Source organism: Romboutsia sp. 1001285H_161024_C4, from assembly GCF_015550185.1.
Lineage (GTDB): Bacteria > Bacillota > Clostridia > Peptostreptococcales > Peptostreptococcaceae > Romboutsia_C > Romboutsia_C hominis.
The window spans coordinates 49,273-67,377 of the sequence record NZ_JADNAJ010000002.1; the positions used below are offsets into that span (position 1 = coordinate 49,273).

Here is an 18,105-nt window from a genome sequence, read left to right on the forward strand (position 1 = left end):
AACTAGTGATAAAAATGTATGTAACTAGACGAATTCTATTGAATATTAGGGGAGGCAGTAAAAATATATGTCAATTTTAGATAGATTAGTCAGTAAAGCTGATGAAAATGAAATAAAATCATTAAATAAAATTATAGATCAAATCGATAGCCTTGAAGAAAGTATGATAGGCTTAAGTGATGAACAATTAAAGGGAAAAACTAAAGAATTCAAGGAAAGGTTAAAATTAGGCGAAACATTAGATGATATATTAGTAGAAGCTTTTGCAGTATGTCGCGAGGCATCAAAGAGAGTTTTAGGTATGCGTCAATATAGAGTTCAGCTAATAGGTGGTATAGTTCTTCACCAGGGTAAAATAGCTGAGATGAGAACAGGAGAAGGTAAGACATTAGTTGCAGTAGCACCAGTATATTTAAATGCTCTAGAAGGCAAAGGGGTACATGTAATTACTGTAAATGATTATCTTGCTAAGCGTGATAAAGAAATCATGCAACCTGTGTATGAGTTTTTAGGTATGAGTGTAGGGGTTATACTTGCAAACCAAGATCCATCTGAAAGAAAAGCACAGTATAATTGTGATATAACATATGGTACTAACAATGAGTATGGATTTGATTATCTAAGAGATAATATGGTAACTAATAATGAAGAAAAAGTACAAAGAGAATTAAACTTTACTATTATAGATGAGGTGGATTCTATACTTATAGATGAAGCTAGAACACCACTTATAATATCTGGTACTGGAGATGAAAGTAATAAGCTATACGAATTAGCAAATGCTTTTGTTAAGACCTTAATAGAAGAAGATTATGAGATAGAAGAAAAAGATAACACTATATCACTTAGTGATAGTGGTATGACTAAGGCTGAGAAATTCTTTGGTATAGAAAACTTAACTAACATAGAAAATATAGAAATATATCATCATATTAACCAAGCACTAAGAGCTCATAAGTTAATGGATAAAGATGTTGATTATGTAGTTAGAGATAATGAAATAATGATAGTTGATGAGTTTACTGGAAGAATAATGGATGGAAGAAGATATTCAGAAGGACTTCACCAAGCTATAGAAGCTAAAGAAGGTGTTGAGATAAAAAGAGAATCAAAAACACTAGCAACAGTAACATTCCAAAACTTCTTTAGAATGTATAAAAAACTTTCGGGTATGACTGGTACTGCAAAAACAGAAGAAGGTGAGTTTGAATCAACATACAATATGAATGTTGTTACAATACCTACAAACAAACCAATTCTTAGAGCTGATTTAAATGATTTAGTATTTAAGACAGAAGAAGACAAATATAATGCAGTAGTTAATGAAATAGAAAGAATACATAAAACTGGACAACCTGTATTAGTTGGTACTGTTTCTATAGATAAATCAGAATATTTATCTTCTTTACTTAAGAAAAAAGGTATAAAGCATGAAGTATTAAATGCTAAAAATCATGAAAAAGAAGCTGAGATAGTTAAAAATGCAGGGAAATTAAATGCAGTTACAATAGCTACAAACATGGCAGGTCGTGGCACAGATATATCTTTAGGAGCAGAAGATAAAGAAGAAGAAGTTAAGGTTAAAGAACTTGGAGGTCTTTATGTAATAGGTACAGAAAGACATGAAACAAGAAGAATAGATAATCAGCTAAGAGGACGTTCTGGTCGTCAAGGAGACCCAGGTACTTCAAGATTCTTTGTTAGTTTAGAAGATGAAGTTATAAAACTATACGGTGGAAGAAGTATAGAAAAAATAGCTAAAAAAATTACTCCAAATAAAGATGGCTCATTAGAAGGAAAGAGCTTATCTAAAGCAGTAGAAAGAGCTCAAAGAGGAATAGAAGGTAAAAACTTTGAAATAAGAAAAAACGTAATAAAATACGATGATGTTATAAATGAGCAAAGAAAAGTAATATATTCTGAAAGAAACAAAGTCCTAGATAAAGATGATTTAAGCGAATCGATACAAAATATGGTAAAAGATATAATAGAAGAAACTGCACAAAGATATTTAAGACATCAAAAGGATTACTATGGATTTTTAAATAGTCTAAATGCTAGTTTTATGCCAAAAGAATCTTTAATGATACCTGGTATGGACAAAATGACAGTTGAAGAAACAATTGATTACACTTATGATTTATCTAAGAGAGTGTATGACCTAAAGAAAATAATGATAGGGCCAGATAAGCTTAAAGAATTAGAAAGAAAAGTATTATTAGAAGTAGTGGATACTAACTGGATAGATCACATAGATACAATGGATCAGTTAAGACAAGTTATAGGGCTTTCGGCTATTGGTCAAAAAGACCCAGTTAAAGAATACACTATTCAAGGTTATGAAATGTTTGAAGATTTAAATAGAACAATAAGAATTGAAACTGTAAAATATTTATATAAATTTAACTAATTTGCTAATTCCCCTAAGATATAATTTTTTATATATTAGGGGAATTTTATTTTTATATTATAAAAGTAAAGAGGTCATAGACTAAGTCTATGACCTCTTTTATGTGAGAAATACGGAAAAAAGAGATGTTAGAAATTTCTTTCTTCCTAAGACAATTATACTATAACTTATTTTAAAAGTCGAGTGAATAAGTAAATATTTATGTTAGTTAATTACAAAAATGTAACAAAATATGATTAAATAAATTACTTAAATAAATTGAGAAAATAAATTAATTTATTAATTATCCTACTTTTATTAATATAAAAATATAATTATAAAATTTATAAATATACGATAAATTAGAAAAAAAATTGAACAAATTTGAAAGTTTGATAAGTTAGTAAAAGTGTGTAAAAAATTGTAAATTTCAACGTTGTTGTGATATAATGTTACATATTGAGTAAAATTTGGAGAATTTTTGCTTTACAAAATTTGGAGAGAATATTAATTAAGTAAATTTGGAGGAATATTAATGAAGAAGAGAAGAAAGATGTTGTCAACAGGAATAATGGCAACTATGTTAGCTGTGCCAACAATGGCTTTTGCTAACGAAACTAATGTTAACAGTTCAGATATAAATATAAACTTAGAAAAAAGAAGTGTTATATATGGAGACACTTCAAAAATAAGCATATCTTTTAAAGAAGACTTAAAAGCAAATAGCATAACTTTAAATTATTTATGTTATGACCAAACTTTAAGTACAACATTAAATTACAATCCACAAACTAAATCTTATGAGGGAACTATAAATTTCAATATAGACCCAGAATATCTAAATGTTTGGCAAATTGAAAATATAGTAGTAAATAGTGATGAAAATGCACAAACTTTAGATAAGTCTAAATTAAAAGAAATGGGATTAAACTTAGACGATTACAAAATAACTCAAGAATATATAGTATCAGATTTACCTAGCATGGCAAACTATATACAAAGAACTTCATCACCTGTTAAAAAGCTTGTAGGAAGCGATAATTTTGAAACAGCGGCTAAGATAAGTCAAGAAGGATGGAAAAATGGAAGCAACAAGTTAGTTGTAATAAATGGAGATAAAGTAGCTGATGGTATAACTGCAACACCACTTGCTGCAGTACACAATGCACCAATATTAACAGTTGGCCAAAATAATATACCAGATGTTATAAAAAATGAAATAAAGCGTTTAAATCCAAGTGAAATAATAATAGTAGGTGGAACAAATACTATAACAACATCAGTACAAAATCAATTAGCAGGAATAAACAATGCTAGAGTTAGTCGTATTGGTGGAGTAGATAGACACGATACATCTTTAAAAATAGCACAAGCTATGGATAATCAATATGATGTTCAAACAGTCTATTTAGCAGAAGGATTTAGAGGAGATATAGATGCTGTATCTATAGCAACAAAAGCAGGTCAAGATAAGCAACCAGTAATATTAACAGAAAAATACAAAGTTCCAACTGCTACTTATAACTGGTTAAAAAATGAAGGATTAAAAAATGCTTATTTTATAGGTGGACCAGAGACCTTAGATACTAAGGTTATAGACCAAATGGCAGATATAACTAATGTAGCTAGTGGACAAAGTGTATATAAAAATAGAGTATATGGTGCAGATAGAAATGAAACTAACGCAAAAGTTATATCAAAATTCTATCCACAAGCAAATTTAAATGCTATGTTAGTAGCAAGATCTGATAAGCTTACAGATGCATTAGTGGCAGGACCACTTGGAGTAAAATTAGGTTCACCAGTACTTATAACTCCACAAACATATTTATCAAAATACCATGAAGCAAACCTAGATGCTAAAAATGCAGATATGGTTTATCAAATAGGTGATGGAATGAGACAAAGTGTTATAGATGATATAGCTTATAGATTATCACCTCATAATGCTGGTGGTAAAACTGTAGTTGTTGACCCAGGTCACGGTGGAAGTGACCCAGGAACTAGTAATTTAGAAAAAGATTATACGTTAGATACATCATTATCAACGACAGAATACTTAAGATCAAAAAATGTTAATGTAGTTCTAACAAGAGATACTGATAAATATATAACTCTAGCAGAAAGATCTAGCATATCAAATGCAATGGGTGCAGATTTATTTGTAAGTGTTCATTTTAACTCTTTTAATGGACAAGCAAGTGGTTCAGAAGTTTACTATAAATATAAAGACAGAAATGGTGGAACTAGTAAAACACTAGCTACTAATATATTAAATAGTATACTAAGCAAGTTTGACTTTAAAAACAGAGGAGTAAAAACTAGAACAACTGATAGTGGTCAAGATTACTATTCTGTAATAAGAAGAACTGATGCACCAGCTGTAATAGTTGAAAGTGCATTCTTAGATAACTCTAGTGATTTATCTAAATTAAATACATTAGAAAAAAGAAAGACTTTAGGTGTTCAAATAGGTAAAGGAATAGAACAAACTTTAAAGTAAAAATTTAGTCGAAAAATTTAAGAAAATAAGCAAAAGTATTGAAATATCAAGAATAATTTGAACTAATAAGCATTTATTTTATTGATTAACTACAAAATATTGAGTATAATATAAAAATGAGTCGAATTATATTTTATGCAAAATAACAATATATGGAGGCATAATATATGGATGATTATACTAGTGAGGGAAATGAAATGAATGTAACTACTTATAATAGTGAAAAAGAGCAATTATTCAACGATATCGATTACAGCTTAGTTAAAGGTTCAGTATTATTTAGCGTATATCAAAGAAGTTTAGATATAGTACTATCTTTAATTGGATTACTAGTAGGTGTGCCTATAATGATCATATTTGGTATCCTTATAAAGTTAGAAGATAAAGGGCCAATGACTTATAAGCAAGAAAGAATGGGCAAAGGTGGTAAGAGATTTTATATATATAAATTAAGATCTATGAGAACTGATGCCGAAAAATTTGGTGCTAAGTGGGCGGAAAAAGATGACCCAAGAATCACTAAAGTTGGACGTTTCATCAGAAAAACTAGAATTGATGAAATACCTCAACTATTTAACATACTTAAAGGTGATATGAGTATAATAGGTCCAAGACCTGAAAGGCCATCTTTTACTATTGAGTTTAATGAATACATTCCTGGATTTATAAATAGATTGGCGATAAAACCTGGTCTTACAGGATGGGCTCAAGTAAATGGTGGTTATGATATTACTCCAGAAGAAAAGTTGGTAGAAGATTTATACTATATAAGAAATAGAAGCATACTACTAGATATGAAAATACTTCTTAAAACTGTTAAGGTCGTACTAACAGGTGATGGAGCTAGATAATTTAAAACTTAGATTATTAACCTAAAAAGCTCTTTTTTTAAAGAGCTTTTTTTAAATTATAAAAAAGATAGGAGGTTAACATGATAAAGAAAAAAATTCTAACTTTACTGGTAGGCTTTGTATTTGCTACTACATATATAAATGTATATGCAGACTCTAATTATAAAAAGACGCTTATAAATGGAGATAACAAGCAAATATCTATGGAGCTTAATAAAAGTTATTTTAAAAAAGCTGATGAAGCAATAATTATAAATGAAAACGCAGGAGTAGATGCTATAAGTGCAACTCCATTAGCATACTTAAAAGATGCGCCTATTATAGCTGTAGATGGAAAAAAAATTAGTAATGATATACTTAATTATATTAAAGGATTAGAAGTTAAAGACGTAACTATAATCGGAGGCGTTAAAAATGTTTCAAAATCTGCTGAAAAACAATTACATGATATTGGAATAAATATTAATAGAATTCATGGAGAAAACAGATATGAAACCTCTCAAAGTATAGCTGAAGAAATGGGAAAAGAAAAAGATATATCAAATGTTGTAGTTATAAGCAATACTGCAGGTCTTGAAAATGCCATAGCAATATCTAATTTTGCTTGTAAAAAGAATGCTCCAATAATTTGGGCAGATGATAACTCTTTTAGAGATACTTCAGATTTTGTTGAAGAGCAAGAATATGATAATGTTTATGCAGTTGGAAATTCAGCTAGATTTACTTATGCAAGTAAAAATGAAATGAACAATGTTAAAATAATAAAAGAAATGAGTAGATATGAAACCAACATAGATACTATAAAAGAAAATAATAAAAATTTAGATACGATTTATACAGTTAATATTGATTATGGAAATCGTGCAGATATAAGTAAATATGTATCATTACCAGTAGTGGCAGCAAAGGAAGATATACCTATATTAGTTTGTAACGATAACTTTACATACCCTCAAGAAGAATTTATTAAAAAAAATGTAGATAAAGTAATAGAGGTTGGAGAAGCAGTAGAACCTTATAGTATTATCGATACATTAAAAAATAAATCGTTTATAAGAGTTTATATAATAATTTTAGCTATGATAGCAATTCTTATAAGAGGAGTTAAAGCCTAGTATATATACAAGTAAGGAGATTTAAAAATGTCAAAAACAGCTAAGGCAACTTTATGGATTATGATAGGTACTATGCTTTCTAAAATATTAGGATTTTTTAGAGAGATTGTACTAGCTAATTTCTATGGTACGAGTGCACATACTGATGTATTTTTAGTAACACTAAATATACCAGGTCTTATAATAGCAGTAATAGGATCGGCTATTGCAACTATGTATATACCAGTATATATTTCAACCAAAGAAAAACATGGTGAAGAAGAAGCTCTAAAGTTTACCAATAATATGTTAAATATTTGTTGTGTAATCGCAATTATAATAGCCATATTAGGATTATTATTTACAAAAGAGTTTATAGATGTACTTGCAGGTGGATTTACTGGTGCAAAGTTTGATACAGCAGTCAAATTTACTAGAATAATGATGCCAGGAGTTATTTTCTTAAGTGCTAGTAAATTACTTAGCTCATATTTACAAGCTAATGATAAGTTTACAGTACCAGCGTTAATAGGTATACCTTATAATCTTATAATTATATTAGCAATAGTAGTAAGTACATTTACTGATTTTAAATTCTTAGCAATAGGTGCACTATTAGCAATGGCAAGTCAAATGATATTCCAAATACCTTTTGCATTTAAAAGTTCATATAGGTATAAACCATATTTCAATTTAAAAGAAGAAAATATAAAAGAACTATCTGCATTAGTATTACCTATGCTTATAGGAGTTGCAATAGGTCAATTAAACATAGCAGTAGATAGAGCATTAGCTACTACATTAGGAGACGGACCATTATCTGCTTTAAACTTTGCATCAAGATTAAATGACTTTGTAATGGCGTTATTTGTTGCCTCAATTATAACTGTTATATACCCAAAACTTTCTAGATTATCTAATGGAAATAATAAAGAAGGTTTTGTAAGCACTATTGTAAAAACTTCAAATTGTATAACATTAATTGTACTTCCAATATCAGTTGGAGCAATAGTACTTGCAGAACCAATAGTAAGGATACTTTTCCAAAGAGGAGCATTTGATGCAACATCAACACATATGACTTCTATTGCACTAAAATTATATTCATTAGGATTAATAGCAGTAGCAATTAGAGATGTACTTATAAGAGCATTTTATTCTTTAGCGGATACGAAAACACCAATGATAAATGGTAGTATAGCCTTACTAATAAATATAGTACTTAACTTTATACTTATAAAGTTCTTAGGATACGCAGGACTAGCACTATCAACAAGTATTGCATCCATAGTAACAGTACTACTTTTATTTAGATCTCTAAAGAAAAAGCAAGGATATTTTGGAGGAGATAAGATAGCAAAAACAGGTATAAAGAGCTTAATAGCTTCTATAATTATGGGTGGAATAACTATAGTCTCATATAAGTACCTATATGCATTTATAGGAACTAGTAAAATAGAAGAAATAATAGCAGTTGCATTATCTGTTTTAATAGGAGCAATAGTTTATGCAGCATTAATAGTACTATTTAAAGTAGATGAAGTTAAATTAGTATTTGATATAATAAAGAAGACTATAAAAAGATAAAAAGGTAGTCATAAATAACATATAGGAAGATGGACATAAAGAGAGGTTAGTATTATGGACTACAAATTAGCATATGAAAACTGGATAAATTGTTCTTACTTTGATGAAGAAACAAAAAATGAGTTAAGAGCAATAGAAAATGATGAAAAAGAAATAAAAGAAAGATTTTATAAAAATTTGGAATTTGGAACTGGTGGACTAAGAGGTATAATAGGTGCTGGTACAAATAGAATAAACATATATACAATAAGAAGAGCTACTCTAGGAGTTGCTAACTATATACTTAAAAATATGGGAGAAGAAGGCGCTAAAAAAGGAGTAGTAATAGCTCATGATAGTAGATTTATGTCTAGAGAATTTACACTAGAGGCAGCTAAAACTTTAGCAGCCTGTAATATAAAAACATATATATTTGATGAGTTAAGACCGACTCCAGAACTTTCTTTTGCAGTAAGGTATTTAAACTGTTCAATGGGAATAGTATTAACAGCTAGCCACAATCCTAAAGAATACAACGGTTATAAGGTGTATGGTCCAGATGGTGGACAAGTTTGTATAGACATGGCAAATGATATAATAGCTGAAGTTAACAAAATAGAAGACTATAGTACTATAAAAACTATGGATTTTGATAAAGCTGTAAATGAAAAATTAATAGTAGAACTAAATGGTGATGTAGATACTGCTTTTATAGATGCGGTTAAAAAGCAAGTTTTAAGACAAGACATAATAAATGAATATGGAAAAGATTTAAAAGTAATATTTACACCATTACACGGTACAGGAAACAAACCAGTAAGAAGAGCTTTAAAAGAAGTCGGTTTTGAAAATGTTAAAGTAGTAAAGGAACAAGAAAATCCAGATTCTAATTTCTCTACAGTAACATACCCAAATCCAGAAGAAAAATCAGTATTTAATATAGCAATAGAAATGGCTAAAAAAGATGGTGCTGATTTAATACTTGGAACAGACCCAGACTGCGATAGAGTTGGGGTAGTAGTTAAAGATGCTAATGGAGAGTATTTTGTATTAAATGGTAACCAAACAGGTTCATTATTAGTTAGGTATATAATTGAAAGTTTAGTTGACAAAAGCAAATTACCATCTAATCCAACAATAATAAAAACAATAGTAACATCAGAACTTGGAGCAAAAATAGCTAAGCATTACAATGTTGATTGTTTAAATACATTAACAGGATTCAAATTCATAGGAGAAAAAATGAGTGAATTTGAACAAACTAATGAAAAGACATTCATAATAGGATATGAAGAAAGTTATGGATATTTAATAGGAACTCATGCAAGAGATAAAGATGCGGTTGTAGCATCTCTTATGATATGTGAAATGGCAGCTTATTATAAGTCAAAGGAAATGAGTTTATATGAAGCTTTAATAGATACATATGAAAAGTTTGGATACTATAAAGAAGCTTTAAAATCCCTAACTTTAAAAGGCATAGAAGGTATAGAGAAAATAAAAGAGATAATGAACTATTTCAGAACTAGCAATATAAAAGAAATAGCTAATATAAAAATAGACAGAATTTTAGATTACAAAGAAGGCATAGATGATTTACCAAAAGCTGATGTACTTAAGTTTATATTAGAAGATAAAACATGGATAGCAGTAAGACCATCAGGAACAGAGCCTAAAATTAAGTTTTATATTGGGGTAAATTCAGATAGCCATAAAAAATCAGATAAGAAAATTGAAGACATAATAAGTGCTATAAGCACATTAGTGGAATCGATATAATTTAATAAAATAAAAACTTAAAATGTTAGGGATTAATCTCTAACATTTTAAGTGTATAAAAGGAGTGATAGAATTGATACCAAAGAAAATCCATTATGTTTGGATAGGTGGACCTAAAGGAAACATAGAGAATATATGTATAAATTCTTGGAGAGAAAAAATGCCAGACTATGAAATAGTAGAATGGAATGAGCATAATGTTGATATAGAAAAAGCCATAAAAGGGAAAAAATTCTTAGAAATATGTTATGAAAAGAAATTATGGGCTTTTATATCAGATTATTTAAGAATAAAGGCTCTTTATGAACAAGGAGGTCTTTATATGGATACTGATATGCAAGTATTAAAAGATATAACGCCTTTACTTGAAAAGAGTGATATATTACTTGGGTATGAGTGCGAAAAATATATAAATGGAGCAATAATAGGTTCTACAAAAGGACACAAGTTCTTAAAAGAATTGCTTGATTTCTATGAAGAAGATATTATGAATGTAGATTTTTATACAATTCCTAGAATAATAACTTACATATTAGAGAATAAATATGAAAAAATAGATAGAAATAAATTTAGTGATAATATAGCAGTATACAATGAAGAATTTTTCTATCCATTTAGTTATAAAGAAGATTTTTATTATGACTGTATAACAGAAAATACTTATAGTATACATTGGTGGGGAAAAAGTTGGGCTAAGAAAAGAAGTTACTTCTTAGAGAGTAAACACTTAAAAGGAGTAGACAAACTTGTTAAGTGTGCAAAAATATTTGCAAGTAATACTTTACTAAGTATTAAAAGGAGAAGATAATTATGCTTGAAAGATTAGAGAAATTTCATATAAAGGAGATATTATTTACTTTAGCTTTAATAGCTATAATATCTAGAAAATATATAATGACATTTGCAAATAGAGTAGTAAATACAGGTCCATTAGGTTCACTTTTATTTTATGGTTCTATGGCTATACTAGGGCTTATGTTTTTTATGGATTTTAAGAAAAATATAACAGAAATAATCTTAGTGCTAATATCATCAGTAATATATGTATTTAATGGAGAAGGAGCTATATTGGTGCTAGTGCTTCTAGCAATAGCTGGAAAGAAAATATGTGATAAATATATAGCTAAGAATTATTTAATTATATCGACTATATTATTGATAATTACTCTTATTGTATTTAATGCATTTCCATGGCTACAAACTAATAGTGAAGTTCACTATAAATATATAAAGTTTTTAAATATATTCATACCTAGATTAGATTTTGGTCTTGGAAATCCTAACTTCTTATACTTATTTATGGTTCCAATATACGTGGCATATATATTTTTAAGATTTAAAAATTATAATAATATTGATAGAATAATTATGTTTGGTTCTATACTTTTTATATACTCTATAACTTATAGTAGAACAGGATGCTACTCATTATTAGGAGGGCTAATATTTGTTGAGATAATGAAAAGAATTGATATACAAAACAATAAGATATTATCAAATCTTTTTAAGGTTACTCCAATTTTATTAACTATTATAAGTGTAGCAATAGGTACTATACTTACAGACAATGTTTTATTAAATAAATTATTATCAAGTAGACCAAAACTTTGGAATGTATATTTACATCAACAAGGTAATTTCTTAAGTTTATTTGGTAATAAATATAGCAAAACTACCATAGCATTAAATGCTCTAGATAGTTCATATGTGTATATATTATGTACACTTGGAGTTATAGGATGTGCATTTTTAATGTTTTTATTATATCATGGTATAGACAGTTTTATAAAAAAATCTAAAAAAGAGTACTTAGTAGTAGTATTTATATTCTTAATGTATGGATTTACAGAAAATATGCTTGTAAACTCAGCATTTAGTTTTGGGATAGTGCTTTTAGTAAAGGAACTTATATTAGAAGACAAATTTAGATTTATATTTGACAAAATAAGGAGATAGGAGAATTTAATATGTTAGTATCATTAATAATGCCAACTTTAAATAGATATGATGAAATATATTTATTAATGGATAGTTTAAAAAGACAAACTTATAAAAATTTTGAATTGATAGTAATAGACCAAAATAAAAATGATAAAGTTAAAGAAATAATAGATAACTATGTTAATGACATGGATATAAAATACGTAAAAAGTGATAAGCCAGGATTAAGCTTAAATAGAAATATAGGTATTGATATGGCTAAGGGTCAAGTAATAGGATTTCCAGATGATGACTGTGCCTATGAAGATGACACTTTAGAAACAGTAGTAAACTTTTTCAAAGAAAACGAAGACTATAGATTATTTAGTTGCAAAACTATGGACTTTAATAAAGTTGATTATTTTAAAAAGATGTATGATGGTGAGTGTGAAATAACAACTACTAATATAATGGATACATTAACATCTATAACATTTTTCATAAACTTTAAAAATGATAAGTATACTAAATTTGATGAAAAGCTAGGTGTAGGTGGGATATTTGGTTCAGGAGAAGAAATAGACTATGTACTAGATCTAATGAACAAAGGATATAAAGGAAGATATTTTGGTGAGAAGATAATATTCCACCCAGCAAAAAAGCATTCTAAATCTAAGGAAAAATACCAAAGAGACTTTAACTATGGTAGAGGATTTGGAGCACTTTGTAAAAAGGAAATAGTTTATAGAAAAAACTATAAATTTATAAAAGTAATGGGATATAAAATAATAAGAAATATTGGTGGTATCATATTAAATAAAGATAGAGACTATCATGATGCTACTATAAAGGGCAGAATAGAAGGATTTAGACAATACAAATTGTAAAAATACGATGAGGTAAATTTATGAACAAAATAAAGATACTAATGAACATGGTTGTGGCTGCAGCAATATACCCATTTAAAAAATCTAATTTCAAAGGAAAAAATATTTGGTTAATTGGTGGACATGCAGGTGATATATATGATGATAACTCAAAGTTTTTATATGAATATATACTAAAAAATCATAAAGAAATAGATATTTATTGGGTGATAGATGAAAGTAGTAAGGTAAAGAATAAAATACCAGGCAAAAAGCTTATAAAAGGAAGCGTAGAAAATTATTTATATTATTACAATGCACAAGCAATAATATTCTCGCATGCACCATCAGCAGATATAGCACCATATAATTTTGCAGTACCTGTGTTAAATAGATTCCACAAAAAAACATTTAAAGTGTTTTTAAATCATGGAGCTATAAGTTTTAAAAAGAGAAAACCTATGAATGCAAAGCTTAAAAAATTAATAGATGAATTAATGAAAAGCTACAATATGGCAACAGCAATATCTGATTTTGAAAGAAACATAATGGTAAATGAGTGGATGATGGATGATGAAGCTGTTTGTGTTTTAGGTAGCGCAAGACAGGACAACCTTCCACTAAATAAAGAAGCTAAAAGTAAAGACATATTGTATATGCCAACTTGGAGAGATTGGATAAAATTTGGTGAAGGTAAATTTACTGACACAGAATATTTTAAAAATATAATGATGTTTTTAAATGATGAAAGATTAAACAATGTGCTTGATGAAAAAAATGTAAATATTAAGTTTTATATGCACCATTTAATGCACGAATTTATAGATGATGTAAAATCCAATATAACAGGTAAAAGAATAGTATTTTTAGATAAAGATGTAACAGTAGCAGATGAAATAACATCTTCAATAGCTAATATAACAGATTATTCTGGAGTGGCGATGGACTTTTTATATATGAATAGACCGATACTTTTCTACCAATTTGATGTAGATAAGTATAAAAAAGAAGTAGATTCATATATAGACTTAGACAATGAAATGTTTGGATACCTAGCATACAATAAGAATCAAGCAGTTGATGAATTAATAAAATTAATAGAAAGTAATTTTGAAGTTAAAAAAGACCAAGAAGATGCTAGAAATAAATTCTTTGCATATAATGATAACCAAAATTGTGAAAGAATTTATAACTGTATAATAAAGAAATTAAACAAATAATATAAAAGTATGAGGAAGACGATATGAAAAAAAGTTTAGTATCTATAATTACTCCCATGTACAATTCAGGAAAGTTTATAAAATATACAATAGAATCTGTTTTAAATCAAACTTATGATTATTGGGAAATGCTAATAATAGATGATTGTTCGACTGACAATGGTCCAGAAATTGTAAAACAATATATGGAAAAAGACTCAAGAATAAAATATATAAGAGTAGAAACTAACCAAGGAGTTTCTAATGCAAGAAATATAGGATTAAGTCAAATGCAAGGACAATTTATAGCATTTTTAGATAGTGATGACATATGGGAAAAAAATAAATTAGAAAAGCAAATATCATTTATGAAGAAAAATAATTGTGTAATATCTTTTACATCTTACGAACTTATAAATGAAGAAAATCAAAAACTAGATAAGGTTGTTAGAGTACCGAAAAGTGTAGATTACAAAACCCTACTAAAAGGAAATATACTAGGTTGTTTGACAGTTGTAATAGACAGATCAAAATTAGATTTTAAGGTAAAAATGAGTGGTGCTAAACATGAAGATTATGTACTATGGTTATCTATACTTAAAAAAGGATATTTAGCTTACGGAATAGATGAAGTTTTAGCACAATACAGAAAATCAGCAACATCTCTTAGTGGAAATAAAGTAAAATCAGCAATGTGGACTTGGAACATATACAGAAATATAGAAAAAATACCACTACATAAATCTATATACTACTTTATAAACTACGGAATAAATGGGATAAAAAAAAGTTAGGAAGGACATAAGATAAATGTATAAATATAAATTTACTATTTTTACACCAACTTATAATAGAGGGTATATATTAGCTAACCTTTATGAAGACTTAAAAAAGCAAACATATAAAGACTTCGAATGGCTAATAGTAGATGATGGTAGTACAGACAACACTAAAGAATTAATTGAAGAATTTAAAAATGAAGGAATATTAAATATAAGATATATAAAGAAAGAAAACGGTGGAAAGCATACAGCTATAAATACAGGGGTAAGAGAAGCTAACGGAGAGTTTTTCTTTATAGTAGATAGTGATGATGGATTAATGCCTGATTCTATGGAATTAGTAGAAAAAGAATGGGAAAAGTTAGATAACAAGGAAGAGTTTTGTGGTGTAGTAGGTCTTTGCGCTAGAAAAGAAGACGGACAAACTCTAGGTACTGAGATTCCAAAAGAGCATAAAATAAGTCATTTTGCTCAGTTATATTATAAATTTGGAGTAAAGGGAGATAAAACTATAGTATTTGTAACTGATATATTAAAGAAGTATCCATTTCCTGAAAGAGAAGGAATTAAATTCCTGCCAGAAAGTGTTGTATGGTATGAAATTTCTAAATATTATAAGGTAACATGTATAAACAAACACATGATAATAAGAGAATATTTAGAAGATGGATTAACTAAAAATATCCTTAAAAAAAGCGCCTTAAAAGGAAGAGCTTTAGAGTATTTATATTTAACAAATCAAAATACTTATCCAATAAAAGATTTTCCATACATGTGGATTAAGAATTATATAAACTTAGCTAGATATTCATTATTATCAGATAGCAAGTATTTTAAAGAAATAAATAAAATAGGGGATAAAATAATGTATATACTATGCTTCCCTTTAGGTTATTACAAATATTTAAAGCAAAGAAAATTTGTAAAGGAGTAACTTATTAATAGCAAATAAGATTGCTACTAGATAAGGAGAGTATAAAATATGAACGAACCATTAGTATCGATAATAACTCCTGTATATAATGCAGAAAGATTTCTAGGTGATACAATAAAATCGATACAAAACCAAACATATAAGAATTGGGAACTTGTATTAGTTGATGATTGTTCAAAAGATAAATCTTCTGATATGATAAAAGAATTTCAAGCTAATGATGACAGAATAAGATATATAAAGCTTGAGAAAAACTCAGGAGCATCTGTATCTAGAAATACAGGAATAAAAAATGCAAAAGGAAGATTTATTGCATTTGTAGATAGTGATGATATATGGCAACCAGAAAAATTAAAAATACAAATAGAATATATGCTAGAAAATAAATTAGGGTTTACATTTACATCATATAGATATATGAAAGAAGACGGGAGATTAACAAAGAAGGTTGCAAAGGCACCTAAAAAAATAAACTACAAAGGACTATTAAAAAATACAATAATAGGATGTTCAACTGTAGTTATAGATAAAGAAATAGTTGGTGAGTTTAGTATGCCATTAGTAAGAAGAGGTCAAGATACGGCAACTTGGTTACAAATACTTAAAACACAAGATTATGCTTATGGTATAGAAAAAGATTTAGTAAACTATAGACTAGTGGGAGATTCTTTATCAAGTAATAAAATAAAAGCACTTAAAAGAACATGGAATACTTATAGAAATGTAGAAAAATTAAGTGTACTTAAAAGTTCTTATGTATTTTGTTTTTATGTAATTAATGCAATTAGGAAAAGATTATAAAATATACACAAATTATATTTATAAAGAAATTTGAAATTTTCCTCCCTTAAGCAAACTTAAGTGAAGGAAATTTTATATACATTTTGGAGGAGAAAGTCATGAAAATTGCAATAGCTGGAACAGGATATGTTGGTTTAGTGACAGGAGTATGTCTAGCTGAAGTAGGACATGAAAATGTAGTATGTGTTGATGTTGATGAAAAAAAGGTAAATCTTATGAAGTCAGGTATAGCACCAATATATGAAAAAGACTTAGAAGATTTAATGAAGAAAAATTATAAAGAAGGAAAAATAGATTATACTACTAACTACAAAGATGCATATAAAGATGCTGATGTAATAATGATAGCAGTTGGAACTCCAGAAAGAAGAGATGGCTCTGCAAACTTAGACTATATAAAAAAGGTATCTAAACAAATTGCAAACTCAATAAAAAAAGACACTTTAGTAGTTATAAAATCTACAGTTCCAATAGGGACTAATGAAAAAATAGAAAAGTTTATAAAAAATAACTTAAAAAACAATGTAAAGGTAGAAGTAGCATCAAATCCTGAGTTTTTAGCGCAAGGAACTGCTGTAAGAGATACTTTACATGCATCTAGAATAGTAATAGGTGTAGAAAGTGACTGGGCTAAAGACATATTAGAAAGTGTATATAGTCCATTTAACCAACCAATAGTAGTCACTAATAGAAATAGTGCAGAAATGATAAAATATGCATCTAATGACTTTTTAGCACTTAAAATATCTTTTATGAACGATATAGCAAACCTTTGTGAAATAGTAGGAGCAAATATAGAAGATGTAGCTAAAGGAATGAGCCTAGATGAAAGAATAGGAGATAAATTCTTAAAAGCTGGTATAGGATATGGTGGTTCTTGTTTTCCTAAAGATACAAAAGCACTTCACTGGCTGTCTACTCATAATGGATATGAGCTAAAAACTGTTAAAGCTGCAATAGAAGTAAATGAAGCTCAAAAACTTAGATTAGTAAAAAAATCAGCAGAGTTAATTGATAACTTTGAAAATTTAAAAGTAGCTGTATTAGGTCTTACATTTAAGCCAGGAACAGATGATTTAAGAGAAGCACCATCTATAGTAAATATTGAATATTTATTAGAAAGAGGTGCCAAAATAACAGCTTATGACCCTGTTGGTATAAATAATGCTAAGAAGATATTTAAAGATAATATATCTTATTCTACAAGTATAGATGAAGCAATAGAAGAAGCAGATGTTTGTTTTATAATGACTGAATGGAAAGATATTCTAAATTATGATATATGTAAATACAAAGAAAAAATGAATAAACCTTTAATACTTGATGGAAGAAATTGCTACAAAATGGAAGATATGAAAAGCTTAGGCATAGAATACTACTCTATAGGTCGTTAAGTAGAGATATTCAAATATTAGTATAAA

Annotated in this window: 14 protein-coding genes; all 14 read left to right on the forward strand. The window is 28.0% G+C overall.

Features of this window, described 5'->3' with window-relative positions; translation table 11 throughout:
- The first annotated feature begins 67 nt into the window (after nt 1-67).
- The 14 genes from secA to I1959_RS03850 all read left to right on the forward strand — a co-directional run bounded on the left by secA (nt 68) and on the right by I1959_RS03850 (nt 18,078).
- Entirely contained in the window at nt 68-2,410 is a 2,343-nt protein-coding gene (secA, locus tag I1959_RS03785) for a preprotein translocase subunit SecA (RefSeq protein ID WP_195237162.1), read from the forward strand.
- A 514-nt stretch (nt 2,411-2,924) separates the two neighbouring features.
- Nucleotides 2,925-4,892 carry an N-acetylmuramoyl-L-alanine amidase gene (locus tag I1959_RS03790; RefSeq protein ID WP_195237163.1) on the forward strand — a complete coding sequence of 656 codons (1,968 nt, stop codon included), beginning with the start codon at nt 2,925-2,927 and terminating at the stop codon, nt 4,890-4,892.
- A 197-nt stretch (nt 4,893-5,089) separates the two neighbouring features.
- A complete protein-coding gene (locus I1959_RS03795; protein ID WP_408638361.1) occupies nt 5,090-5,743 on the forward strand; it encodes a sugar transferase in 654 nt (217 codons plus the stop codon).
- An 80-nt stretch (nt 5,744-5,823) separates the two neighbouring features.
- Nucleotides 5,824-6,858: a cell wall-binding repeat-containing protein gene (locus tag I1959_RS03800; RefSeq protein WP_195237164.1), complete on the forward strand. Its 1,035-nt coding sequence runs from the start codon at nt 5,824-5,826 to the stop codon at nt 6,856-6,858.
- A gap of 27 nt (nt 6,859-6,885) precedes the next feature.
- Nucleotides 6,886-8,424 carry a murein biosynthesis integral membrane protein MurJ gene (gene murJ / locus I1959_RS03805; protein WP_195237165.1) on the forward strand — a complete coding sequence of 513 codons (1,539 nt, stop codon included), beginning with the start codon at nt 6,886-6,888 and terminating at the stop codon, nt 8,422-8,424.
- A gap of 54 nt (nt 8,425-8,478) precedes the next feature.
- On the forward strand, nt 8,479-10,182 hold the full coding sequence (locus I1959_RS03810) for a phospho-sugar mutase (RefSeq protein ID WP_195237166.1): 1,704 nt from the start codon (nt 8,479-8,481) through the stop codon (nt 10,180-10,182).
- A 64-nt stretch (nt 10,183-10,246) separates the two neighbouring features.
- The gene (locus I1959_RS03815) at nt 10,247-10,990 is read left to right on the forward strand and encodes a glycosyltransferase (RefSeq protein ID WP_242871295.1); all 744 of its coding nucleotides are present in this window, start codon (nt 10,247-10,249) and stop codon (nt 10,988-10,990) included.
- Between the two features lie 2 nt (nt 10,991-10,992).
- Complete coding sequence (locus I1959_RS03820; RefSeq protein ID WP_092923945.1) at nt 10,993-12,138, forward strand: polysaccharide polymerase; 1,146 nt, start codon at nt 10,993-10,995, stop codon at nt 12,136-12,138.
- An 11-nt stretch (nt 12,139-12,149) separates the two neighbouring features.
- Nucleotides 12,150-12,989, forward strand: a complete 840-nt coding sequence (locus I1959_RS03825) for a glycosyltransferase family 2 protein (protein WP_092923948.1) — start codon at nt 12,150-12,152, stop codon at nt 12,987-12,989.
- 20 nt (nt 12,990-13,009) lie between these two features.
- The gene (locus I1959_RS03830) at nt 13,010-14,188 is read left to right on the forward strand and encodes a CDP-glycerol glycerophosphotransferase family protein (protein ID WP_195237167.1); all 1,179 of its coding nucleotides are present in this window, start codon (nt 13,010-13,012) and stop codon (nt 14,186-14,188) included.
- A gap of 23 nt (nt 14,189-14,211) precedes the next feature.
- Nucleotides 14,212-14,961: a glycosyltransferase family 2 protein gene (locus I1959_RS03835; RefSeq protein ID WP_195237168.1), complete on the forward strand. Its 750-nt coding sequence runs from the start codon at nt 14,212-14,214 to the stop codon at nt 14,959-14,961.
- Between the two features lie 16 nt (nt 14,962-14,977).
- Nucleotides 14,978-15,883 (forward strand): glycosyltransferase family 2 protein, encoded by a 906-nt coding sequence (locus tag I1959_RS03840; protein ID WP_195237169.1) that lies wholly within the window; start codon nt 14,978-14,980, stop codon nt 15,881-15,883.
- Nucleotides 15,884-15,931: 48 nt separating this feature from the next.
- Entirely contained in the window at nt 15,932-16,684 is a 753-nt protein-coding gene (locus I1959_RS03845; RefSeq protein ID WP_092923960.1) for a glycosyltransferase family 2 protein, read from the forward strand.
- 98 nt (nt 16,685-16,782) lie between these two features.
- Nucleotides 16,783-18,078 carry a UDP-glucose dehydrogenase family protein gene (locus tag I1959_RS03850; RefSeq protein ID WP_195237170.1) on the forward strand — a complete coding sequence of 432 codons (1,296 nt, stop codon included), beginning with the start codon at nt 16,783-16,785 and terminating at the stop codon, nt 18,076-18,078.
- Nucleotides 18,079-18,105 lie beyond the last annotated feature (27 nt).